At 63.2% G+C, this 25,580-nt stretch carries 26 protein-coding genes; 17 read left to right on the top strand and 9 right to left on the bottom strand.

Translation table 11 applies throughout. The features are described 5' to 3' along the window. The first annotated feature begins 5 nt into the window (after nucleotides 1-5). The 3 genes from RHP72_RS24835 to RHP72_RS24845 all read left to right on the top strand — a co-directional run bounded on the left by RHP72_RS24835 (nucleotide 6) and on the right by RHP72_RS24845 (nucleotide 2,782). Nucleotides 6-881, top strand: a complete 876-nt coding sequence (locus RHP72_RS24835) for a TIGR03619 family F420-dependent LLM class oxidoreductase (RefSeq protein ID WP_311093954.1) — start codon at nucleotides 6-8, stop codon at nucleotides 879-881. Nucleotides 882-913: 32 nt separating this feature from the next. Next, nucleotides 914-1,405, top strand: coding sequence for a nuclear transport factor 2 family protein (locus tag RHP72_RS24840; protein WP_003939809.1), 492 nt, complete (start codon nucleotides 914-916; stop codon nucleotides 1,403-1,405). A gap of 129 nt (nucleotides 1,406-1,534) precedes the next feature. Next, nucleotides 1,535-2,782, top strand: a complete 1,248-nt coding sequence (locus RHP72_RS24845) for an Nramp family divalent metal transporter (protein WP_007729446.1) — start codon at nucleotides 1,535-1,537, stop codon at nucleotides 2,780-2,782. A 56-nt stretch (nucleotides 2,783-2,838) separates the two neighbouring features. On the opposite strand, the gene RHP72_RS24850 is transcribed toward RHP72_RS24845, so the two are convergent. Then, a complete protein-coding gene (locus RHP72_RS24850; RefSeq protein WP_065351432.1) occupies nucleotides 2,839-4,434 on the bottom strand; it encodes an acyl-CoA synthetase in 1,596 nt (531 codons plus the stop codon). A 369-nt stretch (nucleotides 4,435-4,803) separates the two neighbouring features. On the opposite strand from RHP72_RS24850, the gene RHP72_RS24855 reads away from it, so the two are divergent. After that, on the top strand, nucleotides 4,804-5,742 hold the full coding sequence (locus tag RHP72_RS24855) for a 3-oxoacyl-ACP reductase (protein ID WP_064443707.1): 939 nt from the start codon (nucleotides 4,804-4,806) through the stop codon (nucleotides 5,740-5,742). Nucleotides 5,743-5,768: 26 nt separating this feature from the next. Next, a complete protein-coding gene (locus RHP72_RS24860) occupies nucleotides 5,769-6,512 on the top strand; it encodes an SDR family NAD(P)-dependent oxidoreductase (RefSeq protein ID WP_054831239.1) in 744 nt (247 codons plus the stop codon). A 22-nt stretch (nucleotides 6,513-6,534) separates the two neighbouring features. Here the strand turns inward: RHP72_RS24860 and RHP72_RS24865 are convergent, their stop codons facing one another. Continuing rightward, on the bottom strand, nucleotides 6,535-7,440 hold the full coding sequence (locus RHP72_RS24865) for an amidohydrolase family protein (RefSeq protein WP_311093955.1): 906 nt from the start codon (nucleotides 7,438-7,440) through the stop codon (nucleotides 6,535-6,537). Nucleotides 7,441-7,565: 125 nt separating this feature from the next. On the opposite strand from RHP72_RS24865, the gene RHP72_RS24870 reads away from it, so the two are divergent. The 3 genes from RHP72_RS24870 to RHP72_RS24880 all read left to right on the top strand — a co-directional run bounded on the left by RHP72_RS24870 (nucleotide 7,566) and on the right by RHP72_RS24880 (nucleotide 10,310). Next, nucleotides 7,566-8,093 carry a nuclear transport factor 2 family protein gene (locus RHP72_RS24870; RefSeq protein ID WP_003939692.1) on the top strand — a complete coding sequence of 176 codons (528 nt, stop codon included), beginning with the start codon at nucleotides 7,566-7,568 and terminating at the stop codon, nucleotides 8,091-8,093. A gap of 4 nt (nucleotides 8,094-8,097) precedes the next feature. Continuing rightward, nucleotides 8,098-9,231 (top strand): 12-oxophytodienoate reductase, encoded by a 1,134-nt coding sequence (locus RHP72_RS24875; protein ID WP_311093956.1) that lies wholly within the window; start codon nucleotides 8,098-8,100, stop codon nucleotides 9,229-9,231. A gap of 80 nt (nucleotides 9,232-9,311) precedes the next feature. Further along, entirely contained in the window at nucleotides 9,312-10,310 is a 999-nt protein-coding gene (locus RHP72_RS24880; RefSeq protein WP_311093957.1) for an MDR family oxidoreductase, read from the top strand. Nucleotides 10,311-10,315: 5 nt separating this feature from the next. On the opposite strand, the gene RHP72_RS24885 is transcribed toward RHP72_RS24880, so the two are convergent. Continuing rightward, nucleotides 10,316-10,867: a ribonuclease H gene (locus RHP72_RS24885; protein ID WP_054188389.1), complete on the bottom strand. Its 552-nt coding sequence runs from the start codon at nucleotides 10,865-10,867 to the stop codon at nucleotides 10,316-10,318. A gap of 45 nt (nucleotides 10,868-10,912) precedes the next feature. Between RHP72_RS24885 and RHP72_RS24890 the strand changes: the two genes are divergently transcribed. From RHP72_RS24890 to RHP72_RS24900, 3 genes are all read left to right on the top strand, one after another. Further along, nucleotides 10,913-11,866 carry a DNA-3-methyladenine glycosylase 2 family protein gene (locus tag RHP72_RS24890; RefSeq protein WP_311093958.1) on the top strand — a complete coding sequence of 318 codons (954 nt, stop codon included), beginning with the start codon at nucleotides 10,913-10,915 and terminating at the stop codon, nucleotides 11,864-11,866. A 17-nt stretch (nucleotides 11,867-11,883) separates the two neighbouring features. Then, complete coding sequence (locus tag RHP72_RS24895; protein WP_003940212.1) at nucleotides 11,884-12,534, top strand: pyridoxamine 5'-phosphate oxidase family protein; 651 nt, start codon at nucleotides 11,884-11,886, stop codon at nucleotides 12,532-12,534. 111 nt (nucleotides 12,535-12,645) lie between these two features. After that, nucleotides 12,646-13,143, top strand: a complete 498-nt coding sequence (locus RHP72_RS24900) for a hypothetical protein (protein ID WP_003940625.1) — start codon at nucleotides 12,646-12,648, stop codon at nucleotides 13,141-13,143. 7 nt (nucleotides 13,144-13,150) lie between these two features. Here the strand turns inward: RHP72_RS24900 and RHP72_RS24905 are convergent, their stop codons facing one another. From RHP72_RS24905 to RHP72_RS24925, 5 genes are all read right to left on the bottom strand, one after another. Next, nucleotides 13,151-13,540: a metalloregulator ArsR/SmtB family transcription factor gene (locus tag RHP72_RS24905; RefSeq protein WP_003940184.1), complete on the bottom strand. Its 390-nt coding sequence runs from the start codon at nucleotides 13,538-13,540 to the stop codon at nucleotides 13,151-13,153. 60 nt (nucleotides 13,541-13,600) lie between these two features. Then, on the bottom strand, nucleotides 13,601-14,797 hold the full coding sequence (locus RHP72_RS24910) for an acetyl-CoA C-acetyltransferase (protein WP_042923990.1): 1,197 nt from the start codon (nucleotides 14,795-14,797) through the stop codon (nucleotides 13,601-13,603). A gap of 40 nt (nucleotides 14,798-14,837) precedes the next feature. Next, nucleotides 14,838-15,290 (bottom strand): MaoC family dehydratase, encoded by a 453-nt coding sequence (locus tag RHP72_RS24915; protein WP_003940415.1) that lies wholly within the window; start codon nucleotides 15,288-15,290, stop codon nucleotides 14,838-14,840. A 67-nt stretch (nucleotides 15,291-15,357) separates the two neighbouring features. Next, nucleotides 15,358-16,104, bottom strand: a complete 747-nt coding sequence (locus RHP72_RS24920) for a GntR family transcriptional regulator (RefSeq protein WP_003940169.1) — start codon at nucleotides 16,102-16,104, stop codon at nucleotides 15,358-15,360. A 31-nt stretch (nucleotides 16,105-16,135) separates the two neighbouring features. Beyond that, entirely contained in the window at nucleotides 16,136-17,287 is a 1,152-nt protein-coding gene (locus RHP72_RS24925; protein WP_003940468.1) for an acyl-CoA dehydrogenase family protein, read from the bottom strand. Nucleotides 17,288-17,487: 200 nt separating this feature from the next. Between RHP72_RS24925 and RHP72_RS24930 the strand changes: the two genes are divergently transcribed. Genes RHP72_RS24930 through RHP72_RS24940 form a run of 3 tightly spaced genes read left to right on the top strand, consistent with a single transcriptional unit; the run spans nucleotide 17,488 to nucleotide 20,610 of the window. Further along, a complete protein-coding gene (locus RHP72_RS24930; RefSeq protein ID WP_030537187.1) occupies nucleotides 17,488-18,363 on the top strand; it encodes a CoA ester lyase in 876 nt (291 codons plus the stop codon). Beyond that, the gene (locus RHP72_RS24935; RefSeq protein WP_030537188.1) at nucleotides 18,360-19,358 is read left to right on the top strand and encodes a MaoC family dehydratase; all 999 of its coding nucleotides are present in this window, start codon (nucleotides 18,360-18,362) and stop codon (nucleotides 19,356-19,358) included. The genes RHP72_RS24930 and RHP72_RS24935 overlap by 4 nt, the downstream gene beginning before the upstream one ends. Before the next feature lie 31 nt (nucleotides 19,359-19,389). Then, nucleotides 19,390-20,610, top strand: coding sequence for a CoA transferase (locus tag RHP72_RS24940; protein WP_064114217.1), 1,221 nt, complete (start codon nucleotides 19,390-19,392; stop codon nucleotides 20,608-20,610). Between the two features lie 66 nt (nucleotides 20,611-20,676). On the opposite strand, the gene RHP72_RS24945 is transcribed toward RHP72_RS24940, so the two are convergent. Next, nucleotides 20,677-21,834 (bottom strand): acyl-CoA dehydrogenase family protein, encoded by a 1,158-nt coding sequence (locus RHP72_RS24945; RefSeq protein ID WP_003940617.1) that lies wholly within the window; start codon nucleotides 21,832-21,834, stop codon nucleotides 20,677-20,679. 195 nt (nucleotides 21,835-22,029) lie between these two features. On the opposite strand from RHP72_RS24945, the gene RHP72_RS24950 reads away from it, so the two are divergent. The 3 genes from RHP72_RS24950 (at nucleotide 22,030) to RHP72_RS24960 (ending at nucleotide 25,577) form a co-directional block, all read left to right on the top strand. Next, nucleotides 22,030-23,493: an MFS transporter gene (locus RHP72_RS24950; protein ID WP_172403434.1), complete on the top strand. Its 1,464-nt coding sequence runs from the start codon at nucleotides 22,030-22,032 to the stop codon at nucleotides 23,491-23,493. Between the two features lie 134 nt (nucleotides 23,494-23,627). Next, complete coding sequence (locus RHP72_RS24955; RefSeq protein WP_165638943.1) at nucleotides 23,628-24,758, top strand: thiolase family protein; 1,131 nt, start codon at nucleotides 23,628-23,630, stop codon at nucleotides 24,756-24,758. A 54-nt stretch (nucleotides 24,759-24,812) separates the two neighbouring features. Further along, a complete protein-coding gene (locus RHP72_RS24960) occupies nucleotides 24,813-25,577 on the top strand; it encodes an SDR family NAD(P)-dependent oxidoreductase (RefSeq protein ID WP_003939944.1) in 765 nt (254 codons plus the stop codon). The last annotated feature ends 3 nt before the right edge of the window (nucleotides 25,578-25,580 follow it).

A 25,580-nucleotide genomic window follows, 5' to 3' on the forward strand; every position in this document is an offset into this window, starting at 1 on the left:
GCCCGATGCACCTGGGAATCGTCACACCGGTCCTGATTCAGCACCCGAGCACGCGCTCGGAGTGGGAGGCAAGTGCTGACATCGGCGAGATCGCCACAGTGGCCACCACGGCGGATCGACTCGGTTTCCATCATCTGACCTGCAGTGAACACGTGGCGGTCCCCGAGGAGATTGCCGCCGAGCGCGGCGGAACCTACTGGGATCCGCTCGCCACCCTTGGTTTTCTCGCCGCGCGTACATCAAGAATCCTGCTGGCGACCCAGGTGCTGGTGTTGGGCTACCACCACCCCCTCGAGATCGCCAAGCGTTACGGAACGCTTGATCGCGTCAGCAATGGACGCCTGATACTCGGCCTCGGGGTGGGGACTCTGAAACAAGAATTCGATCTCATAAATGCTCCATTTGCCGACCGAGGAGCGCGCGCTGACGATGCCTTGGCCGCACTTCGGGCATCACTGTCGACGCCGACTCCGGAGTATCACGGCGAGTTCTACGACTACTCCGGATTTGTCGTCGAACCCCACGCCGTCCAGAAACGGGTGCCGCTGTGGATCGGCGGCCGGACCAAGAGATCGCTGCGCCGGGCCACCACACACGGCGACGGGTGGGTGCCGTTCGGGCTGCGATTCTCCGAACTGAAGGAAATGCTCGATGCCACGACGCTCCCCGACGGATTCGACGTGGTGCTTCCCGCCGGTGCGCCGCTCGATCCTCTCGGCAATCGCGAATCCACCCTTCGCGCCTTGACTCGCGTCCGTGACGCCGGGGCGACCATCGCCAGCTGCTCGGTCGGCGCTCGAAGCGTCGAGCACTACTGCGAACAACTCGAAGAACTTCACCGAATCGCCCTCGCCGAGGGCTTTTCTTTCACCACTTCCTGATTCCCCGACAATTCAAGGCAAAGGACGTACCGATGACCGACTCGACCGCCCTGATCGAATCCCTGCTCGCCCGAGTGGAATTGCTCGAGGACAAGCTCGCGATCACCGAACTGCTGACCACATACAGCCCTGCCGTCGACAGCGGATCAGCCGACGAGGTCGCGAACCTGTGGCTCGAGGACGGCGTCTACGACGTCGATACCGGTGCGATGCACGGCCGCGGCGAACTGCGCGCGATGGTTCACAGCGCCTCGCACCAGAACTGGATCATGAACGGCGCGGCCCACATGATGACACCCGCGCACATCCGCATCGACGGCAACAAGGCCGTCGCGACCTGCCATTCGCAGTTGGTCATCAAAGACCCCGAGAACCCGACGGGATTCAAGGTCCTCCGCATCACCGCGAACCGCTGGGAACTGATCAAGACGGACGGCGAGTGGAAGGTCGAACTGCGTACCAACGCCCTCCTCGACGGCCGACCCGAGGCTCGCGCTCTCCTGGCTGCCGGCGTGACGGCCTAACCGGCCTGTGCGCGGTTAGGGACCCTCTGCGGTCGCTAACCGCGCACAGCTGTTGAAAGTTCGGCTCCCCGAACTCTATAGTTCACTTATTCGAACCAACAGGTCCGAGTACGTGTGACCAGGAGACCGATGAGCACCAGTACGCAAGAGCCGACGACTCCGCGCCGACGACCCACGGGGAGATCCATCGCCCTGCTCGGTCCGGCGTTCGTCGCGGCAATCGCGTACGTCGATCCGGGCAACGTCGCCGCCAACCTCACCGCCGGCGCCAAGTACGGCTACCTCCTCATCTGGGTACTCGTACTCGCCAACGCGATGGCCGTCCTCGTGCAGTATCTGTCCGCGAAACTCGGTCTCGTCTCCGGCAGATCCCTGCCCGAAATGCTGGGTCAGCGCCTGCGTAAGAACAACCGCCGCGCCTTCTGGCTCCAGGCCGAGATGATGGCGATCGCGACCGACGTCGCCGAAGTCATCGGCGGCGCCATCGCACTCAACCTGCTCTTCAACATCCCGCTCTTCCTCGGCGGACTGATCACCGGATGCGTGTCGATGGTCATCCTGACGATCCAAAGTCGGCGCGGACAGCGCACTTTCGAGTTCGTGGTCATGGGATTGCTGGCCATCATCACCATCGGCTTCCTGACCGGGCTCGCCTTCACCGACGTCTCCGGCAGCGAGGCCGTCGCCGGACTGGTCCCCCGCTTCGAAGGAACCGAGACCGTACTGCTCGCCGCCAGCATGCTCGGAGCCACGGTCATGCCGCACGCGATCTACCTTCACTCCGCATTGGCACGTGATCGCCACGGCCACATCAAACCCGGCCCACGGTTGCAGCGATTACTCAAAGTCACCCGTTGGGATGTCGTTGTCGCGTTGATCATCGCCGGTGGCGTGAACATCGGCATGCTGCTGCTGGCCGCTTCGGCGCTGCGCGGAGTACCCGGCACCGACACCATCGACGGCGCGCATGCCGCGATCGAGAATTCGCTCGGCCCGGGCGTAGCCGTGGTGTTCGCGATCGGCCTCCTCGCCTCCGGACTCGCGTCGACCTCCGTGGGATGCGCGGCCGGCGCCGAGATCATGCATGGTCTTCTGGCCATTCGGATTCCGGTGATCACACGCCGGATCGTCACGCTCGTCCCGGCGCTGATCGTGCTCGGACTCGGCGTCGACCCGACGCTGGCGCTCGTGCTCAGCCAAGTGGTCTTGAGCCTGTGCATCCCCTTCGCGATCATCCCGCTGGTGCGAATGACCTCGGACCCCGAACTCATGGGCGACGCGCGCAATGCCCCGCTCACGACCGTCGCGGCGTGGATTGCGGCGGGCTTGATCGTTGCACTCAACGTCGCTCTGCTGGTTCTAACGGTGACAGGCTAGAGCACCGGAGCCACCCAACGCGTCCCTCACAAACGCGCTGGACGGCTCCGGCCGGACTAGGAGACTTGCTCGGCGAGAGTGGCCTTGGCCCAGCGATAGTCGGCCTTTCCGCTGGGAGAACGCCTGATCGACGGAACGTTCATGACGGTGCGCGGCACTTTGTACCGAGCGACCTGCGACGCGCAATGCTCACCGATCTCGGCAGCGTCCGGGACGTCGAAGCCTTCGCGGGTCGTGATGACCGCAGCGACGCGCTCACCGAACTTCGCATCCGGAATTCCCGCGACCAAAGCGTCGAGCACCGCCGGGTGACTCTTGAGCGCCTGCTCGACCTCTTCCGGATACACCTTCTCCCCGCCGGTGTTGATGCACTGAGAACCACGCCCCAGCAGGACGATCGAGCCGTCGGCTTCCACGCGCCCGACGTCGCCGAGCACCGACATCCGCACCCCGTCGATCACCGGGAACGTAGCCGCGGTCTTGACCGGATCATTGAAGTAGCCGACCGGCACGTGACCGCTGCGAGCGATGTAGCCGGTCTCGGGCGATCCCGGCTCCAGCGGCCGCATCCTTTCGTCCACGACGCGGGTCTCGTCGCGAGCGGCGATGCGCATCAGGCCGTCTTCGCCGATCTCCAGATTGCCGTCGACGCCCGACTCCGAGGAGCCGAATCCGTCGCGGATCACCAGGTTCGGAAGCATCGACTTGAGCTGCTCCCGCAGTGAGAGCGAGAACAAGGCTCCACCCGACGAGACCATTCCGACCGTGCTGAGGTCGTAATCTGCTGCGTTTGCTGCCAATTCGTCTGCGAGCGGACGTGCCATCGCGTCTCCGACGACGGTGATGGAGACGGCCTTCTCACTTCCGGCGAGCTGCAGCGTCGTCTTCGCGTCGAACCGCGCCATGAGAATTGCGTTGGCGCCCATGAAGAATCCGGTGAACAGCGAGTACGACGCCGCACCGTGCATCAGGGGTGCGGTACTGAGCATGTTCATCGCGGGGACGTTCGGCACCGCGGCGAACAGAGCCTCAGCGGTCGTGTGCGGCGGACCGAACGGATTTCCGCCGGTGAGCGCCGCGAAGTAGAAGTCTTCATGACGCCACATGACACCCTTGGGCATCCCGGTCGTGCCGCCGGTGTAGATGACAAAGAGGTCGTCGTTGCTGCGGGGCGCGAAGTCACGAGTAGCGGGCTGCTCCGCGGCAGCGTCGGCGTATCCAACGACGTCGACACCTTCGATATCGCGGACCACGGACTTGCCGACGACAACGACGTGTTTGATGCCGGGCGCGGCCGGGAGAACCGTCTCCACGACGGAAACGAACTCCTCGTCCACGATCAGTGCCACCGACTGCGAATCGTTGTACAGATAGGTCAGTTCGGCGTCGACGTAGCGATAGTTGACGTTGATCGGGACCGCACGAATCTTGAGGCAGCCGAGCAAACTCTCGACGAACTCGATGCTGTTGCGCATGTGCAGAGCAACGTGATCGCCGGGCCCGACACCGACGCTCGCCAGGTGGCGGGCGATGCGATTCGAGCCCTCGTCCAGCTCGACGTAGGTGCGACGACGACCATCGCACACGAGCGCCGTGCGGTCCGGAATCAGATCCGAGATGCCCTCGTACAGATCTGCCAAATTCAGTGACACTGCTGGTGCCTTCCTTGATGTCCGGCCCGGTGAATTCGGGGCCGACCGTACTGCGTTTTCGGTGGGAACTATCCGACCCTGGAGCCGACGAATGCGGCCGAGAACTGAGCGGATCGGTGGTGACGCAAACGCGTACGCGGTGGGATCGCCGCGTCGCCCCAAGGTGGCATGCAGCGCTCGTGACCCAGATCACCGCTCCCACTGAGTGAGACTCCTCCTCAGTCGGCCAATCTTCTGTTCAAAACTAGAACTAATTCTGATTTCGCTCGAATGATTTTTTCGGAACGACTACCGAACTCTCGACTTCAAATTAGAATGAATACTAATTTTGCAAGACGTACCCGACCGCCCGGATCGAAGGAGCACGACATGACGCAATCACTGAGCTTGGAAGGCAAAGTTGCCGCCGTCACCGGCGCCGGCGCCGGCCTGGGTCGCGCCGAAGCACTCGGACTCGCGGCTGCCGGTGCAGCCGTCATCGTCAACGACATGGGTGCAGCGGCCAACGACGTGGTCGACGAGATCAAGGCCGCAGGTGGACAGGCACTCGCCATCACCGGCGACGTCTCCGACTGGTCGCTCGGCGGGCGCATCATCGAAGAGGCTGTCAAGAACTTCGGATCCTTCGACATCCTCGTCAACAATGCAGGCATCCTGCGCGACAAGATGATCTTCAACCTGACCGAATCCGATTGGGACGACGTCATCCGCGTGCACCTCAAGGGCCACGCCGCCACCTCGCACGCAGCCGCAGTCCACTGGCGCGCAGCCAGCAAGGCAGCCGACGCACCGGTCTACGGCCGCATCATCAACACCTCTTCCGAGGCCTTCCTCTTCGGCAGCGCCGGACAGCCCAACTACTCGGCAGCCAAGGCCGGCATCACCGCTCTGACGCTCTCGAGCGCAGCAGGTCTCTCCCGCTACGGCGTCCGTGCGAACGCGATCTGCCCCCGTGCCCGCACCGCCATGACGGCAGAAGCCTTCGGCGAGAACAACACCGGCGTCGTCGGCCTCGATCCGCTTGCACCCGAGCGCGTCGCGACCCTGGTCAGCTACCTCGCATCCCCCGATTCCGACGAGATCAACGGACAGGTCTTCGTCGTCTACGGCAAGATGGTGGCGTTGATGGAAGCACCCAAGGTCGAGAACCGTTTCGACGCAGCCGGATCCGCGTTCACCGTCGAAGAACTCGGTGGCCAGCTCTCGTCTTACTTCTCCGGCCGTGGGCCGTACGAGACCTACGCCGCCTACAGCATCGCCGGCCTCGAAAAGATCGCACTTGCAGTCGACGAGACCGCAACAGTTTGAGCAGCACTTACGAAGAGGAGCGTTTCATGAGGTTGAACGGCAAGGTAGCGATCGTCACCGGCGGCGCCGGTGGAATCGGTCGCGCTGTCACCCGAGTCTTCGCCCGTGAAGGCGCGAAGGTCCTGTTCGTCGACATCAACGACGAGCAGGGCCAGGCCCTCGAACAAGAACTGGCCGGCTCCGGCAAGTTCCTGAACGTCGACCTTGCTGCCGCCGGTTCGGCCGAGCAGATCCGTGACGCCGCGCTCGAGGCTTTCGGCAAGCTCGACATCCTGGTGAACAACGCTCACGCGTCCCGTCAGGCTCCGTTGCTCGAAACCACGCAGGACATGTTCGACCTGTCCTTCAACACCGGTTTCTACCCCGTTGTCCACCTCATGCAGGCGTGCCACGACGAACTCGCGAAGACCAAGGGTTCGGTCGTCAACTTCGCGTCGGGTTCAGGTTTGGACGGAATGCCGACCCAGACGTCCTACGCTGCGGCCAAGGAAGCTGTGCGAGGCCTGACGCGCGTCGTCGCCAACGAGTGGGCGCCGGAAGGCATTCGGGTCAACGTGGTCTGCCCGTTCGCCGCCACCGAAGGCGTCGTCAAGTGGCAGGAAGCCTTCCCTGAGCGCGCAGCCGCATCGGTTGCCAAGGTGCCTCTCGGACGCATCGGTGATCCCGAAACCGACATCGCTCCCGTCGTGGTGTTCCTGGCGAGCGACGATTCCAAGTACATGACGGGTCAGACGTTGATGGCCGACGGCGGCAGCATCAAACTGCGCTGAGTCGAAGTTCTTCTCGGTGAGCTCAGCACACCGAGAAGAGCTTGGCGGCGTTGTCGTGCACGACGGCTCGCAGCCATTCGTCTCCGAGATCGAAGCGCGTAACCGCTTGCAAGGCTGTGAGATACGGGTACGGAATGTTCGGGAAGTCGCTACCGAACAGAATCCGGTCCTGCATGTCGACGAGCCGTGATACGTCTACCTTCGGGAAGGCACACTGCTCTTCCGTGAAGTCGGTGAACGCCATGGTCGTATCCAGGCGGACGTTGCCGTAAGCCTCTGCCAGATCGAGGAATTCGCTGTACTCGGGCATCCCCATGTGGGCGACGATCAACGACAGGCGCGGGTACCGTGCGAGCAGCGAAGCAATGCGATCAGGTCCCGTGTACTCCCCCGGCGCCGGTCCCGAACCACAGTGGATCACGATGGGCGTCTCGGAGTCCTCGAGTTGCCCCCAGACCTTGTCGAGCAGAGGGTCGTTCGGATCGTAGTTTCCGACCTGGATGTGGGACTTGAAGATTCGCGCGCCCGAATCCAGGGCCTTGCCGACGTACGACGCCGCCGACTCCTCGGGATAGAACGTGGCCGTGTGCAGGCAATCGGGCGTTTGCGCGGCAAATTCGACGGCCCACTGATTGAGCCACTCGGCCATCGCGTGCTTGTGCGGGTAGATCATCGACGTGAAAGCCCGGACACCGAACTCGCGGAGACGGTGTACCCGCTCCTCCTCGGCAAGTCGGTACGCGATCGGCCAAGGTCGACCGATCATCGGTCCCGCCGAATCGAAGTAGCCCCACACCTTGTCCATGACGCTCTTCGGCATGAAATGGGTATGGACGTCGATCACGCCAGGAACACCCAACTCGCGCCAAAAAGCCCGAACCTCGGCGATCTCCTCCGGTCCGGTCGATGGGACCTCTTCGGTACACACGTCTGACACCCCTTTCGTTCGCTCGACCATACCGAGTGCCGTCGCGCTCACCGGGACAGGTCGTTGACGGCCCGCCCGGAGCACCCGAATGTGAACCCATCTTGCCGATCACCGTTGGAGGTTGAATGTCTCAGGCCGAGTCCGAAGTGGGGTCGATCAGTGCCGTCGAGGAACTGCTCGCAATCGAGGAAATCAAGCGTGTGTTCGCCGCGCGCCTACGCTGCATGGACACCAAGCAGTGGCACGTCTACCCAACCCTGCACACCGCAGACGTCGTCAGCGAGACGTGGGGCGGACTCCCGACAGACAAGCAACCCAAGACCGGCGACACCTCGAACCAGGTAGTGGGCATCGACAAACTCACCGCGGCAATTCGGAACATGCTCGACGGCGACATCCCCCTCACCACGGCGCACCACGCACACACTCCCGAAATCGTGCTGACCTCGCCCACCACCGCAACCGGCATCTGGGCGATGGAGGACATGCTGTGGTGGAACGACGGCGAGAAAGAACTGCACCTACACGGCTACGGCCACTACCACGAGAAATACCGCAAAGAAGACGGCAAGTGGCTGATCAGCTACCGAACCCTCACCCGGCTCCGTGTCGACCAGGACCCCGGATTCTTCCGATTCATGAAAGCGCTGTGACGAAGTGACCAACCCGCTGTTCCAACCGCTCCGCATCCGTTCGCTCGAACTGTCCAACCGCATAGTCATGTCGCCGATGACGCGCACGTACTCCATCGAAGGTGTGCCCGGCCGCGACGTTGCCGACTACTACCGCCGACGAGCTGAGGGCGGCACCGGACTGATCGTCACCGAAGGCGTCGCGATCGATCACGAGACTGCTGTCGACCACGCCAACGTCCCCAACCTCCACACTCCCGCTGCTCAGGCCGGATGGCGGAAGGTAGTCGACGACGTGCACGCTGCGGGCGGCAAGATCGTGCCTCAACTCTGGCACGTCGGACCTCTGTGGGGCGCGATGACGCAGATGGACCCCTCACTCAAGCCGATGCGCCCCTCAGGCGAATGGGGCCCGCTCGGCGTCACCTCGTACTCCGCTGCCTACGTCGAACGCGCACAGGCGAGCACCGAAGCGATGACCGAGCAGGACATCCAGGACGTCATCGACGCGTACGTCCGTAGCGCGAAGCACGCCGTCGAACTCGGCTTCGACGGCATCGCGATCCACGGCGGTCACGGCTACCTCCTCGATTCCTTCTTCTGGGAGGGCACCAACCAGCGCGACGACGCGTGGGGAGGCGACCTGGAGCGTCGTACCAGGTTCCCGGCCGCCGTCGTCGCCGCGATCCGCGCGGCCATCGGACCGGATCTGCCGATCATCTACCGTTTCTCACAGCACAAGCAGCAAGATTTCACCGCGAAGATCGCCGAAACCCCCGAAGAGTTGGGCGTCATCCTGGGCGCGCTGGTCGACGCCGGAGTCGACGTTCTCGACGCCAGCATCAGGCGTTTCGACGTGCCGGCCTTCGAAGGCAGCGATCTCTCGTTGGCGGGTTGGGCGAAGAAGCTGACCGGCGCCGTCACGATGGCCGTCGGCAGCGTCGATATCGGAAAGTCGCTGCGGGACAGCCGCATCGAAGGCGTCGCACCTGTAGTCGACAACATCCCACAGCTCGAGGAGCGCATCGGCAGCGGAGAGTTCGATCTGATCGCGATCGGCCGTCTCCATCTCGCCGATCCTGCATTGGCAACTACCCTGCGCGCCGGTGGCCCGCTACCGGCGTTCGATCGAGCGGTGCATGAGGGCAGCTTGATCTAGGGGCTCCGCCCCTGTGCGCCTTTCTGGTAGTTCGCACTACCAAAAAGGCGCACAGGGCCGAAGGCCTTTATGTTCGACCCATGACTACTTTCAACGCCTGGGTCGCCCGCGACAGCGACGGCACCATCGACTTCGCCCCCGAAACCGTCGACGAATCCTTCCTCCCGGCAGGTGAGGTCACCATTCGCGTCGAGTATTCGAGCGTCAACTACAAGGACGCGCTCGCGGTCACGCCGAAAGGCGGGGTGGTTCGCGAGTACCCGATCGTCCCCGGCATCGACGTCGCCGGCGAGGTCATTGCCTCCGAGTCCGACGCATTCGCCCCGGGAGACAAGGTCGTCGCACATGGCTACGAGATCGGGACCGCCCGCAACGGCGGCTACGCCGAGATCGCCCGTTTGCCTGCCGAGTGGGTCGTGAAGCTCGACGGCATTTCCACCGCCGACGCTGCCGCGATCGGCACGGCAGGATTCACCGCGGCCATGAGTGTCCAAGCCATTCTGGCCAGCGGAGTGAAGCCCGCCGACGGTCCCGTCCTGGTGACTGGCGCGAGCGGCGGAGTCGGCACCGTCAGCGTCGACCTTCTGGCAAGCGCAGGCTTCGACGTGGTCGCCTCCAGCGGTAAGCCCGGCGCGGCAGACCTTCTGACGTCACTCGGTGCGTCTTCGGTGATCGGCCGGCTCCCCGAGGATCCCGACGCCAAGCCTCGCCCGCTCGGAAAATCTCAGTGGGCGGCGGCCGTCGACTGCGTCGGTGGAATGACCCTCGCTCACGTTCTGAGCACGATCAACTACGGCGGTGTTGTCGCTGCCAGCGGATTGACCGGCGGCGCCGCGCTGCCTACGACCGTGCTGCCGTTCATTCTCCGCGGAGTCTCACTGCTGGGCATGGACTCGGTATTGATGCCGATCGAACCCCGTCGCGCGCTGTGGACCCGGCTGGGCTCCGACTTGGCCCCACGTCATCTGAAGGAGATCACGAACCTCGTTGCCGTCCGCGACGTCGTCTCGGTGATCGATCAGGTACGCGAAGGCAAGTACACCGGCCGGGCGCTGGTTCAGGTTGCCGACGGATTCTGAACCGCTCAGAAAAGTGTGAACAGATCTGCCGGTTCTTCGACCGTCGTGGACTTCTCCTTGTAAGGAGAGTTCACGGCGGTCGGTTCCTTCTTCACCGGGGCAGCAAGCGGGACCGATGCGATGTCCCCCGAGACGATGGCGCGTGCGGCTTCGCCGGCCAGCTTGTCTGCCATTTCGTTGTAGTGGTTGCCGACGTGCCCGCGCACCCAGCGAAAGCGCACCGGACCGACTCGATCGGTGATGGCTCGATCGATACTCTGCACCAGTTCGAGGTTCTTGACCGCCCCGCCGCTCGCGGTCTTCCAGCCCTTGCGCTTCCAACTGGGCAACCATTCGGAAGCGCACTTGATGGCGTACTGCGAGTCGGATTCGATGAGTAGAGGATCAGCACCGGGATGGGCGACGACGGCCTCGAACAGAGCACGCAACTCTGCAATCTGGTTGGTGCCGGACGCTTCTCCGCCGGACATGCTCGGACCCTCGTGATTGACCCACGCCCAGCCGATAGCCCCACCGGGGTTTCGCAGACAGGATCCGTCGGTGCTCACGATGATCATGGCTCGGACAATACGTTGCGCCACCGACACACGCCTTAACGGAGGATGGACGGTGGCGATACGCTGACCTCGATGACGCCGCTATCTCCGGTCGACGAAGTCACGGTGACTTCTCAGCGACCACTCGATGCCGCGCTGACGCTCAGCCCGCATCAGCGCGGACCCGGCGACCCCGCACATCGACGGTCAGCCGACGGAGCGATCTGGCGAGTTTCCCGCCAACTTTCGGGTCCTGTGACCTACCGCATCACCCAGTCGGATCGCCATACGGTCCGGGTACAGGCCTGGGGTCCCGGCGCCACGGAATTCCTGAACGGCGCCGAAGCGCTGCTCGGTCTCGACGACGAAGCCGAAGATTTTGCCCCCGAACATCCCAAGCTCGCCGAAGCTCATCGACGCTTCCCTCATCTGCGCATCGGCCGCACCGGCCGCGTCATGGAAGCTCTCGTTCCCGCGATCCTCGAGCAACGAGTCCACGGCATCGACGCATTCGCCGCGTGGCGCCGCCTGCTGACCAAGTTCGGGGAGCGCCCACCCGGCCCCGCGCCCGACGGAATGCGAGTTCCACTCACCGCGGACCAATGGCGTCGAATGCCGTCATGGGAATTCCATCGCGCGAACGTCGATCCCGCGAGGTCCAAGACGATCGTTCAGTGCGCTCGCGTCGCCGACCGCCTCGAGCAGGCATCCACGTTCCCCAGGACCGAGGCGACCAAACGGTTGCGAGCGGTACCCGGCGTCGGGATCTGGACTGCCGCCGAAGTGGCTCAGCGTGCATTCGGCGATTCCGATGCACTCTCGGTCGGCGACTACCACCTTTCTGCCGTCGTCGGGTGGTCACTGCTGGGTGAACCGATCGACGACGCCGAGATGGTGCAGTACCTCGCTCCCCTTCAACCGCATCGATACCGCGCCGTGAGGCTCCTGCAGGTCAGCGGGCAAGCCGTCAAACCCAAGTTCGGTCCGCGAACTGCCGTTGCCGACCACCGTTGGCACTGAGCATCAGGAGTTGGAAAATGTCGACCCGATACGCACACATCGCCTTCTCCCCCGCTGCGGTGGAGCGTCAGCGGTCGACCGGAAGTTTCACCGTGTACGGTTCGAAACTCGATCAGCCCGACGAGGGCCCGATGGAATTCGATTTCCGCGCGCAGGGATTCGTGAAATCCGTGGATTCCTTCTTCATGTCCACGGTGACGCCCGACGGTTGGCCGTACGTCCAACATCGCGGCGGCCCGCGCGGATTCCTGCATGTGTTGGGCCCGAATCGAATCGGATTCGCCGATCTCCCCGGCAATCAGCAATTCGTGACGCTCGGCAATCTGGAAGAGAACAATCGCATCTCGCTGTTCGTCATCGATTACCCGACGCGAACGAGATTGAAGATCTACGGGCGTGCGCAGGTGATCGAAGCGGACGAGGACCCTGCACTACTGCAACAGCTCTTGCAAGTCCCCGGCGGCACCATGACGGCAAAAGCCCAGCGTTCCATCGTCATCGACGTCGAAGCGTTCGACTGGAACTGCAGTCGAAACATCACGCCACGCTTCGACAAGGAGCGCATGGACGAATCCCTCGCTCTGGCACGCCAACCCCTGCAAGCCGAGGTAGATCGGCTTACTGCCGAGGTCGAAGAATTGCGTGCGCGGTTGTCGAAAAACGAATGAGACTAGGCGGTTTCAGGGCACTCGGAGTCGGGTAGCCACCAAACACGGCCCGTCGCGCGGAGACGACGGGTCCCGTTGTGCCCGAGGAGGTCCGCACGATCGATCCAGACGGTGGAGTTCTGGTTAACGAACTGCACCGCCACCATTCACGACTGGTTCCACACAGACAGATTGGCCGTCCCCATGAAACTGTCCCGAACTCTCACCATGTCCGTACTCGTCGTCGCCGCAGTCGGCGCCGGAGCCGGCACCGCGGTCGCAGCGCCCCCGAATGCGGGCTTCGATCCGTCCCAACCCCTACTGACACCGACCGCAGAGTCGAACAGCCAGGCGGCGTTGATGCTCTTCCCCGGTAACGATCCGAAGCAGGCCGCGTTCGACACGATGGCCAACGAGGTCAATATCGGCTGGAACAACGGTGGTCTGCAGTCGACCCTGATCGGAGCCAACCTCGGCGTCGGAATCGGCTGCCTGTCGATCTTCCCGAACTTCATCGCCGGCTGCATCGTCGGTGGAGTCATCGGCACGGTTGCCGGAGTCGGCGCAGGAATCACCAACGGAAACCCGAACGCTGCGCCGGCCGTCGAGAAGTTCTTCGCGACTCCTTGAGTAGCGCTCAGCTGTGCGTGTGCCCGGGGGTGGGTGTCTCGTCGTGAAAATGTGTGGCGCCGATCGAATGCAGCAGCTGGTGAACGGTGTCGTCCGCCAGTTGGTATCGCATCGATCGGCCGTCGCGGGTCGCGCTCACCCACCCCTGGCTACGCAGTAGCCGCAGCGCATGTGAGACGGCTGTGCCGCTCATCCCCAGCGCCACGGACAAATCCGTGACGCAGATACCCGGTGCGTGATGAAGGCAGAGCAACAGACGCAGACGGTTGGTGTCGGAGAGAAGCTCGAAGCGACCGGACCAACTGGTGACGTCCAAACCCTCGAGTGCGGCCCTGGCGCGACGAACATCCTCGACGCTCAGCGCGCCACTGGTGTCTGCTGCGCCTGCATTCGTCAACCGACTGCCTCCGTAGAACTTCCGATCCCCCGCCGCAAGTGTACCCAGAAGCGAACCTCGTCAGGCAGACTCCACCACGGCCGCCATACCCTGGCCACCGCCGATACACATGGTCAACAGCGCTTTTCCGCCGCCGCGTCGGCCGAGTTCGTGAAGCGCGGTTGTTGCCATACGCGCACCCGTCGCTCCCACGGGGTGCCCGAGCGAGATGCCGGAACCGTTGACGTTCAGGCGATCGAGGTCCTCGAATCCCCATTCCTTCACGACGCCGAGAACCTGGCACGCAAACGCCTCGTTCAGCTCGACCAGATCGAAATCGGCAAAGCCTGCCCCGGTGCGAGCAAACAGTTTCGAGACGGCGGCAACCGGCCCGAGGCCCATCAGCGCCGGTTCACAACCGGCCGCGGCCCAACTGTCGAGGAACCCGATGGGTTCCAGCCCCAGCTCGTCCAGACGATCCTCGGCTACAACCAACATCGCTGCCGCAGCGTCGTTCTGCTGGCTGGCGTTACCGGCGGTCACGACGCCTCCCTCGGTTACCGCACGCAGCCGTGCCAAGGTTTCGAGTGAGGTATCCGGACGGATCCCCTCGTCAGCACGAAACTGTGTGACGTTCCCTTTTCGATCCGTCAGTTCGACGGCGACGATTTCGGCATCGAAGCGGCCGGATTCTCTTGCCAGTGTTGCCTTTCGGTGGCTGTCGACGGCGAAGGTGTCCGACTCTTCCCGCGTGATCCCGCAGCGTGTCGCGACGTTCTCGGCCGTTTCGATCATTCCGCTGATCCGACCGAATCGCCACTCGGGTTGCGAGCGCTCGCGGCCACGATCGAGGCGGTCGAACAGTTGCAGCCCACCGGATCTGGTGCCCCACCGCGCTCCGGTGGTGTAGTGCTCGATCCCGCTCATCGATTCGACGCCACCCGCGAGAACCACGTCGGCCGCACCCGTCTGGACCATCATGGCCGCGGAAACGATGGCCTGCAGACCCGTTCCGCATCGGCGATCCGTCTGGAAGCCGGCTACCGAAATCGGCAACCCGGCCTCGAGCGCCGCCCACCTTCCGATGCACGGTGCCTCCGAATTGGCATACGACTGCCCCATCGCGACGTCGTCGATGCGGGACGGATCGATTCCGCTACGACGCACGGTCTCCTTGACGACGGTGGCAGCCAGACTTTCCGCAGGCACGTCACGAAGTGCCCCTCCGAAACGGCCCACTGCGGTTCTGACCGGCGCGACCAATGCTGCTCGTTTCACAACTGACCTCGAATCTCGTTCTGGAAGAATGGAAAAGGATTCAGGAGACCAACAGGCGCACGGTATCCGCTACCAGCGCAGGTTTACCCGCTCCTTCGATTTCGATCGTGTACCGCACGACTATCGTCGCGCCCTTCGCGGTGCGCTCGAAGGAAAGAATCTCCGCACCTGCCCGCACCGAAGAACCGACCTTGACCGGTTCGGGGAATCGCACCTTGTTGCTTCCGTAGTTCACGGTCATGGAGATTCCGTCGACACGCATCACCTGAGCGCCGAGCACCGGCAACAACGAAAGAGTCAGATAGCCGTGGGCGATGGTGCCGCCGTACGGACCCTGCGCTGCGCGCTCGGGATCCACGTGAATCCACTGGTGATCCTCGGTGGCGTCGGCGAACTTGTCGATCCGGTCCTGTGTGACCGGGAACCACGCGCTGTAGCCCAAGTGCTCACCGACAGCCGTCTCCACTTCGTCGATTCCGTTGAAAATTCGCATAGTTCTCTCCTGAAAGGTGTTGAACAGCAAAGAAAAGTGCAGCGCTAATGTGCGCCGCGGCGCAGCGTCAATGTGCGCCGCGGCGCAGCGTGACCCGATACGTGTACTGCTCCGGCAAGAAATAGCTCACCGACAACTCGTTGGCAACGCCCTGCGCGTTGGAGTACAAACGGTCCACCCGCAACATGGCGTGGCCGATTTCGCAATCGACGTCCCTGGCAACGTCCGCCGTGGCCGGGGACACCGTGATCGATTGTGCTGCTTCGACAATCGGACTGTCGATCAGCGGTTCCAGCAACCCGATCACCGTATTGGCGCTCACCGCACCGGCCGCCATGGCGGGCAGGTCGATGATCTGCCGCGCGATCGCCTCCGGCAGATGCGCCGTCGTCTGCACGAACGGAACTCCCTCGTGTATCCGCCGGAAGACCACGGTGTACACGACGTCGGTGTCGAGCCGAAGACGACTGGCCGCCTCGATGTCCACGCGCCGTTGCAGCGGTGACACAACTTCCATCGTCGTGTCCCGCGAAAGGTTCATGAGATCTTCGATGGATCCGAGATGACGGAGATAGCGGCCGCTGTTCTCGGTCACGAACGTTCCGCGCCCGGGTACTCGGTACACGATGCCCTCGGCAACCAGATCGTGAAAGGCTCGGCGGACCGTCTGCCGACTCACGCCGTGATGCTGCGCCAGTTCGGATTCGGTGGGCAGTTGAATGCCGTCGCGGTAGGTACCGGCAGAGATCTGCTGACGAAGCTCACGAGAGAGGCGTTGGTACGCCGGCTCCGTCTCTCTTTCCTTACCGCTCATAGCGACATGATCCTACTTGCTCACCGGTCCGTCACAGACCGCCGCGGGCAACCAGTTGCGAAACGATCACGTTGCGCTGAATTTCGTTGGTTCCCTCCCCGACGATCATCAGTGGTGCATCACGGAAATACCGCTCGACGTCGTACTCCGTCGAGTAGCCGTAACCGCCGTGGATGCGGACGGCGGACAAAGCGATTTCCATCGCCACCTCGGAGGCGTACAGCTTGGCCATGCCCGCCTCCATGTCGCACCGCTCGCCGCTGTCGTACATCTGCGCCGCGTGCCACGTCAGCTGCCGTGCGGCCGTCAGCTTCGTTGCCATGTCGGCGAGGTAATTGCCGATCGACTGGTGCTTCCAGATCGGCTGGCCGAAGCTCTCGCGCTGCTGCGCGTAGGCAAGTGAATCCTCGAGTGCGGCCGTGGCGACGCCCAGTGCGCGGCAAGCCACCTGGATACGGCCGGTCTCGAGCCCCTTCATCATCTGACCGAAACCCTTTCCGGGAGTACCGCCCAGAATGGCCGACTCGGAGATGCGGTAATTGTCGAAGGACAGTTCACAACTCTCGACGCCCTTGTATCCGAGCTTCGGGAGGTCGCGGGAGACGGTCAGCCCTTCGCCGTGCTCGACGAGAACGATCGAGATGCCCGCATGACGAGGGCTTGCGCTTGGATCGGTCTTGCACAGCAAGGCGATCACGCCGGATCGGCGGGCATTGGTGATCCATGTCTTGGCGCCGTTGACGACCAGATCTGTGCCGTCGCTCTTGGCGTTGGTTGTCATGGCCTGCAGATCGGAACCTCCGCCGGGCTCGGTGAGGGCCATCGTTGCCCGGATCTCGCCGGTTGCCATTCGCGGCAGGTACTTCACCTTCTGCTCTTCGGTACCGAACAGCGAGATGAGTTTCGCGACCACCGTGTGACCGCCCATCGCCCCCGCCAGGGACATCCATCCGCGTGACAGTTCCTGCGTCACCTGCGCATAACAGGGCATGGACACCGGCGATCCGCCGTACTCCTCGGGAATCGCGAGCCCGTAGATCCCGATCTGCTTCATCTGATCGATCCACTTCTCGGGATACTCGTTCGCGTGCTCCACCTCCTGGACCGTGGGCTTGACCTCTCGGTCGACGAACCGGCGCACGGTTTCGATCAGGAATGTCTCTTCGTCGTTGAGCTTGAGCATAAATCCGCCTCGACTTGAAATAAGTTTGTACGGCCATATTTCGATATTGTTCGCGCAATGTCAATACCGCGCCTTGACATCGATACGCAGCAACTGCCAGCATCGAGGCAGTTCGGTGCACATCAACGCCGTTCACGGCAGCTCATCCACTTCACAACTGGCCGTACATTTGATTTCCAGATCGAGGTAATCGACACACTATGGACGAGAACCACTACCGCGCCACCAGACGTCGCGCGTCCCTGGTCGCGCCGGGTTCAGACGAGCGCAAGGCACGCAAAGCACTCTTCTCGAACGCAGACGAGGTGATTCTCGACCTCGAAGATGCCGTCACTTCGGCGAACAAGGACCTGGCGCGAACCCTCGTGAGCACCTTGGTGCACGAGTTCGGTAGGGCGCGCACCATCTCGGTCCGAATCAACGGCCTGACCACACCATGGGCCCGCGACGACCTGATCGCCTGCGGCGCCCTGGGAGAATCGCTGACGAGCGTGATCGTCCCGAAGGTCGAGTCCGCCGACGAACTACTCGAGGCCGAGCACATCCTCTTCACTGCCGGTGGGCACCACACCACCCTGCAAGCCCTGATCGAAACTCCGCTCGGCGTCCAGAATGCCGACTCCATCGCCCGCGCGACCCCTCGTCTCCAAGCCGCGATCATCGGATACGCCGATCTCGGTGCAGCGCTCGGCCGTTCACGCTCGGCACTGCCTGAACACTGGCTTGCCGTCCAGGACAGAATTCTGATCGCCTGCCGCGCAGCCGGCGTCGCAGCCATCGACGGGCCCTTTCTCGGCATCACCGACGACGACGCTTTCCGCCGCGCCGCGCACTGGACCAGCGCTCTCGGGTTCGACGGCAAATGGGTCATCCACCCGGCGCAGATCGACTCGGCCACTACCGCATTCACTCCTTCGGACGACGCCGTCAATGACGCCCGACGGGTACTGACCGCACTCGAAGAAGCCGAAACCCTGGGTTCGGGTGCCGCCCAACTCGACGGCCAGATGCTCGACGAAGCTGTGGCCGTGGCAGCGCGTCGTACGCTTGCCCGAGCCGAAGGAGTCACCGTATGAGCGAGCACTACGTGGGAGGCCCGTACTTCGACGAGCTCACCCATGGTCAGATCTTCGACGAAGCCCCCGCGGTGACGTTGACCAGTGGACTCGCCGCCTCCCATCAGGCGATCCTCGGTGACCGCATGCGCCTGCCTCTCGACGCACACTTGTCGTCGAGCGTCACGGGTTCCGGTGCACCAGTGGCAAATCCAGGACTGGTCACCGACATCGCCATCGGCCAGTCAACCGTGGTCACACACCACGTCAAGGCGAACCTCTTCTACCGTGGACTGCGATTCCACCGTTTCCCGGTACTCGGTGACACCCTGTACACGCGCACCGAGGTTGTCGGTCTACGCGAGAACTCGGCCAAGCCGGGACGCGGCGCCACCGGACTTGCCGCGCTACGGATGACGTCTGCTGATCAGAACGGCAACACGGTCCTCGACTTCTACCGCTGCGCCATGCTCCCCCTGAGCCCCGACCCGATCGAGGCGAGAACTCGCCACGCCGACGACCTCGGGGCGATCGGTCCGTCCGAACCGGCTCCGTACGTATCACCTGACGGTTGGGACCTCGACACGTATCGAGAGCGGGTACCCGGCAGGCACTTCGATTCCGATTTGGTGGGCTCCGTCTTCCACAGCAGCGGCGACGTCGTCTCCAGCGCACCCGAACTTGCCCGGCTGAGCTTGAACATCGCAGCGACGCACCACGACGATCGCGTCGGCGCCCACGGTCGCCTCGTCTACGGCGGCCACACCATCGGGATCGCACTCGCCCAGGCGACTCGCGCTCTGCCCAACGTGGTGACGGTTCTCGGGTGGCACTCGTGCGATCACACCGGACCCGTTCACGAGGGCGATACCCTCACGAGCGAACTGCACGTCGAAAACTCGTCGCCCCTCGAACACGGAACCGCAGTGCAACTGCGTTCGCTCGTGTTCTCCCACAATGCTTCTGCAACACAAACTCCGGTTCTCGACTGGCGTTTCACCGTGTTGATGGCATGAGCACACACTCTTCTATCACGGAGGACCACACATGACTCAGAGCCCAGGCCCGCTGTCCGGGCTTCGCATCGTCGAGGTCTCGAGCTTTGTCGCCGCGCCGCTGTGCGGACTGACGCTCTCCCAACTCGGCGCCGAGGTGATCCGGATCGACCCGATCGGAGGTGCCTCCGATTACAATCGCTGGCCCGTCACAGACAAGGGCGAGAGCATCTACTGGACCGGACTCAACAAAGGCAAACGGTCACTGTCAGTGGACATGCGCGCCGAACGCGGCCAAGAACTGATACGCCGACTGGTCACGGCGCCGGGACCTGGCGGCGGAATCCTGGTCACCAACGCCGGCGGCCGTAAGTGGATGAGCCACGACTCCCTGGCCCAGTTGCGTAGCGACGTCATCACCCTCGAGATCCTCGGACGCCGCGACGGCAGCCCCGGAGTCGACTACACGGTCAACGCCGCCTTGGGATTTCCACAGATCACCGGCCCCGCCGACTACGCCGGAGTTGTCAACCACGCACTGCCCGCCTGGGACGTCGCATGCGGGCTCTACGCCGCCCTGTCGATCACTGCCGCAGTGCGCCAACGTGACTCGACCGGACATGGATCTCGGATCACGCTCCCACTCGAAGACGTCGCATTGGCCACCGCGGGAACCCTCGGTTACCTCACCGAGGTACAAGTGAACGGTCGCAGTCGCGAGTCCGGCGGAAACGCCGTCTACGGCACGTACGGAATCGATTTCGTCTCCAGCGACAACGAACGGTTCATGATCGTTGCACTCACTACCCGCCATTTCCGCGACCTTGCGTCGGTCACCGGCACCACGGCGGCTGTCGACGCTGTCGAAGCTGCGCTCGGAGCCGACTTCTCCACCGAAGCGGATCGCTACCGTCATCGAGAGGTACTCACTGCTCTGTTCTCACATTGGTTCCGGGAACACAGCGGCGCCGAGATCGCTGCAGCGCTGGACACATCGTCGGTTCTGTTCGAGAGGTACCGCAGTTTCGAGGAAGTGGTGAAATCTGGCGAACTGGAGAACAACCCGATGTTCTCCGCACTCGATCAACCTCGAATCGGAAGCTACCTGGCTGCCGCCAATCCTGCCTCGTTCGACGGCGCACACCTGGGTACCGGACCCGCCTCCGAGGTCGGCGGCGATTCGATCGCGGTGCTCGCCGACATCCTCGGAACCAACGCCGATCACGCCTCGACGCTGATCGCGGACGGCGTGGTCGGGGTTCCGGCGAACTGACCTACCCGGAAGATGTTTTCGGCCTCGGAACACTTGTTCCGAGGCCGACAACATGTCGAGAGTGCGTCAGAGACCAAGATCCTTCGCGATGATGGTCTTCATGACTTCACTTGTGCCACCGTAGATTCGTGTGACACGCGTGTCTGCGTAAAGACGCGCGATGGGATACTCGGTGATGTAGCCGTACCCGCCGTGCAATTGGAGGCACTTGTCGATCACTCGACCTGCCGCCTCGGTGCAGAACAGTTTCGCCTTCGCTGCGTCGGGAATCGTCAGAGTGCCGCGGTCATGACATTCGAGTGCGTTGTCGGACACCAGCTGGATGGCATCAACCTCGGTAGCGCATTCGGCCAGAACGAATTTGGTGTTCTGGAAGGCCGCGACCGGCTTGCCGAACACCTTGCGGTCCTTGACGTAGTCGATGGCAAAGCGAAGCGCTGCACTGGCAGTGGCGGCCGCTCCGAACGCGATGGTCAACCGCTCCTGAGCCAGGTTGTGGGTCAGATAGCTGAAGCCGTCGCCCTCTTCTCCGAGTCGGTCCTCGACGGGCACCTTGACGTCGACAAACGAAAGCTCCGCAGTGTCGGAGGTCTTGAGCCCGATCTTGTTGATCTTGCGCCCCACCGAGTATCCGGGCGACGACGTATCGATCACCAGAATCGACAACCCCGTGCGCCGGTTCTCCGCTGTGCTGGGCGCGGTACGGCACACCACCAGGACGCGGTCGGCAAGTACTCCACCGGTGATGAACGTCTTGGAACCATTGACCACGTAGTGCGTACCGTCCTCCGACAGCTTGGCCGTGGTCGCGATGTTCGCCAGATCCGATCCTGTTCCCGGTTCGGTCATCGCAATCGCGAACATCAGATCTCCGGAAGCGAAGCCCGGCAACCAGCGGCTCTTCTGTTCTTCGTTCGCGTACTCGAGCAGGTAGGGCAGGATCAGGTTCGTATGCACCGACTGCGAGCCGAACGACGCCCCGGCGGCAGCAACTTCCTCGGCGACGACGACGTTGAACTTGAGCGACTTCTCGCCGCCTCCGCCGTATTCTTCCGGCACCTGAATTCCGAGTACGCCCAGCTCTCCGAGTCGTCGGTAGAAGTCACGGGGCGGGTGACCGTCCTCTTCCCACTTCTCGTGGACCGGGGTTACTTCCTTCGCGATGAAATCGCGAACGGTTGCCCGGAATGCCTCGTGATCCTCGTTGAACACGGTGCGCTGCATGTATGAACTCCAGTCGGTCAAGGGGACAGGGTGATCCTGATCTCACCTTGCCTCAATGTTCCGCATTCGATCCAACACTCATCGGCTATGCGTCCGATAGGGCGTACCAATATGGCCTGACCTGCGATACATAGGCAACCGCTATCGTTCCGATCATCGACGCGACATTGCTCAAAGTGATCCAGAACACGTTGAATGGGTCAGCCGGCAAACACACCACCATCGATCGCTTCGAGGCCGCGCTTCGAGCACGATCGCATCCGCCCACCAGTCTCGAAGGGACGCCACGTGACCCCCATCGCGCCACAGCGTAACGACGTCCAGCCCGAAGCAACAGCAACGCCAGATTCGTCAGCAGTTCCCGTCTTCGGTACCCGCAAGCGTGCGTGGACGATGACCGGGCTCGTCGTTTTCCTCTACATCGTCAACTACGCGGACAAGGCAGTCCTCGGAATCATCGCTCAGCCCCTCGCTCGTGAGCTCGGACTGAAGTCTTCGCAAATCGGCATGGTCGGCTCGCTCTTCTTCCTGATGTTCTGCATCGGTGGATTCCTCGCCGGACCGCTCAACAAGTACCTGACCCTACGTTGGGCGCTGTTGATCCTGGCCGCAATCTGGTCCGTGGTCATGCTCCCCCTCGTTCTCGGCGCCAGCCTCGCGATGTTGATCGTCTCGCGCATGCTCCTCGGATTTGCCGAAGGCCCCAGTTCGGCGCTGATGCACACCGCGGCGTACTCGTGGCACCCGCCGGCCAAGCGCGGCCTTCCCGGCGCAATGCTCGCCGGATCCGCCTCTGTCGCAAAGATCGCCCTCGCGCCGGTACTGACCTTCATCGCCGTTCATTACGGCTGGCGCGCAGCGGTTCTCTCGCTCTCCGTTCTCGGTCTCGTGTGGATGGGTTGCTGGCTGGCCGGTTGGTCCGAGGGCCCGTACACGAGCAAGGCCGTCAAGGCGACCAAGACTGCAGATACAGAAGCAACCGAGGCAGCCGGGACAGCCACGAAGGCGGTCACCGAGCCCAACGTTCCGTGGCGCAAGATCCTGCTCTCCCGCACGTTCGTCAGCTGCTGCTTCCTCATCGCGACCATCTACGCGCTGACCACCGTCGTTCTCACCTGGTTGCCGTCGTACTTCGAGGTCGGCCTCGGATACAGTGCTATGCAGGCCGGTTCGATGTTCGCGCTGCCCTCGATCGTCGGTCTCGTCCTCATGATCACCTCCGGTTCCGTCACGGACAAGTTGATCGGCCGCGGCTTCACCTCTCGTACGGTTCGCGTCATCGTTCCCTGTGTCGGCGTTCTGATCTGCGGATCGATTCTCCTGTTCCTGCCACAGATCTCCACTCCCATCGTCGCTGTCGCCATGGTCTCGATCGGCTACGGGTTCTCGGCAATCACCTTCCCGCTCATCAACGCTGCGATCTCGGAGCTGTGCCCGCCGCAGCAGACTGCCGGAACGATGGGATTCTTCCTCGCCATCATGTCGATCGGTGGCCTGATTGCTCCTTACGCAACGGGAGTCATCGTGGACAACGCTGCAACCCCGGCCGACGGCTACGCCCAGTCCTTCCAGGCAATCGGCGTCATCGGAGTGATCGCCGCGGTTCTGGTCCTCGTCTTCGCCAATCCCGAGCGCGATCGCAAGCTCATCCGAGGCTGAGTACTCCACGTATAGCCATTCGCTAACAAAGCCATTCACCGAAAGACATTGCCGGGTCGACCCGCTCGTGATCGACTCGAGACACGCCCCGACCGCACAGTCGCAGAACCGGGCACGAACAGCAGGAGAGATACATGCGAGATGCCGTCATCGTCGACGCAGTACGTACACCGATCGGCCGTCGCGGCCGCGCCCTCTCGGAGATCCATCCGGCCGAGTTGTCCGCCCATGTACTGCGTGCGCTCGCTGAACGGACCGGACTCGACGCGGCGACGGTCGACGACGTGATCTGGGGTTGCGTCAGTCAGGTCGGCGAGCAGGCCGGAAGCATCGCCCGCACAGCGGCACTCGCTGCCGGCTGGCCCGACAGCGTTCCCGGCGTCACACTGACCCGGGCCTGCGGATCGAGCCAGCAGGCAGTTTCCTTTGCTGCGGCCACCGTCATCTCCGGTCAGAACGACGTGGTCGTAGCCGGAGGCGTCGAATCGATGTCACGAGTACCGATGGGTACCGCCAGCAAGAACGGTGAGCATTTTCCGGCTTCGGTACTCGAACGCTACGGGGTGGACGGTTTCAGCCAGGGGACCGGCGCCGAGATGATGGCCCGGAAATGGGCACTCACACGAACAGCTCTGGACGAATACTCCCTCCGCTCACACGAACTCGCGGCCCGTGCCACCGATGAAGGGGCATTCACCGGGCAGATCACTCCGATCGCGGGCTTGTCCCAGGACGAAGGCATTCGGCGAGGCGGAAGTGTGGAGTCGCTCGCGAAGTTGCCCCCGGCCTTCGACGCCGACGGTGCCATCCACGCCGGCAACTCTTCTCAGATCTCCGACGGGGCGGGCGCCACACTCGTCACGACCAGCGAGTACGCCCGGGCACGTGGGTGGAAGCCGCTCGTTCGTATTCACACCGCAGTGGTCGCAGCCGACGACCCGGTCATCATGCTCACCGGTCCGATTGCCGCCACCGCAAAGGCATTGGATCGCTCCGGATTGTCCATCGACGACATCGGCGCCTTCGAGATCAACGAGGCATTCGCCCCCGTCCCGCTTGCCTGGCAGTCTGAAACCGGCGCAGCCATCGATCGTGTGAATCCGCTCGGCGGCGCTATCGCGGTCGGCCACCCACTCGGCGGATCAGGTGCGATCTTGATGACTCGCCTGGCACATCACATGCGCGACAACGGAATTCGCTACGGTCTCCAGTCGATGTGCGAGGCCGGCGGCATGGCCAATGCGACCATTCTCGAATTGATCTGACCCGACAACGCTTTCGGGCCGACACGTCATCCAGCAGGAAAGAAGAATTGATCCATGAAACTCGAGGGACTTTCCACCGCGATCACCGGCGGCGCTTCAGGCCTCGGCCTGGCAACCGCTCGACGGCTGCTCGACGCCGGAGCGCAGGTCACGTTGATCGATCTGCCTTCGTCCGACGGTAAGCAGGTGGCGGCCGATCTCGGTGCTGCCGCACAATTCGCCCCGGCCGACGTCACCGACAGCGAACAATTCGCCGAAGCACTCGACGCGGCGCACGAGCGCGGCGGCCTCCGCGGCGTCGTCCACTGCGCGGGCGCCGGGCGTCGTATGCGCATTCTCGACAAGGACGGAAAAGCCGGATCGGTCGAAGATTTCGAGTTCGTCGTCAAGCTGAATCTTGTCGGTTCGTTCAACGCACTCCGTCTCGGCGCCGAGCGGATGGCGGAACTCGACGCCGTGGACGGTGAGCGAGGTGCCATCGTCATGACGGCGTCGGTCGCAGCATTCGAAGGTCAGATCGGTCAGATCAACTACACAGCGTCCAAAGCCGGCATCGTCGGTATGACGGTCACCGCTGCCCGCGATCTCGCCAGCCGCGGAATCCGCGTCAACACCATTGCTCCCGGCATCATGGACACTCCCCTCCTGGCGCGCCTACGCGAAGACGTGCGCACGGCCCTCGAAGCCTCTGTTCCCAATCCCTCACGACTGGGTCGTCCGGACGAGTTCGGCCAGCTCGCCGTCTCGATGCTCGAGAACGGCTACCTCAACGGCGAGACCATCAGACTCGACGGCGCTATCCGAATGGCTCCCCGGTGACGG

Source organism: Rhodococcus sp. SG20037 (genome assembly GCF_031763325.1).
GTDB lineage: Bacteria > Actinomycetota > Actinomycetes > Mycobacteriales > Mycobacteriaceae > Rhodococcus_F > Rhodococcus_F qingshengii.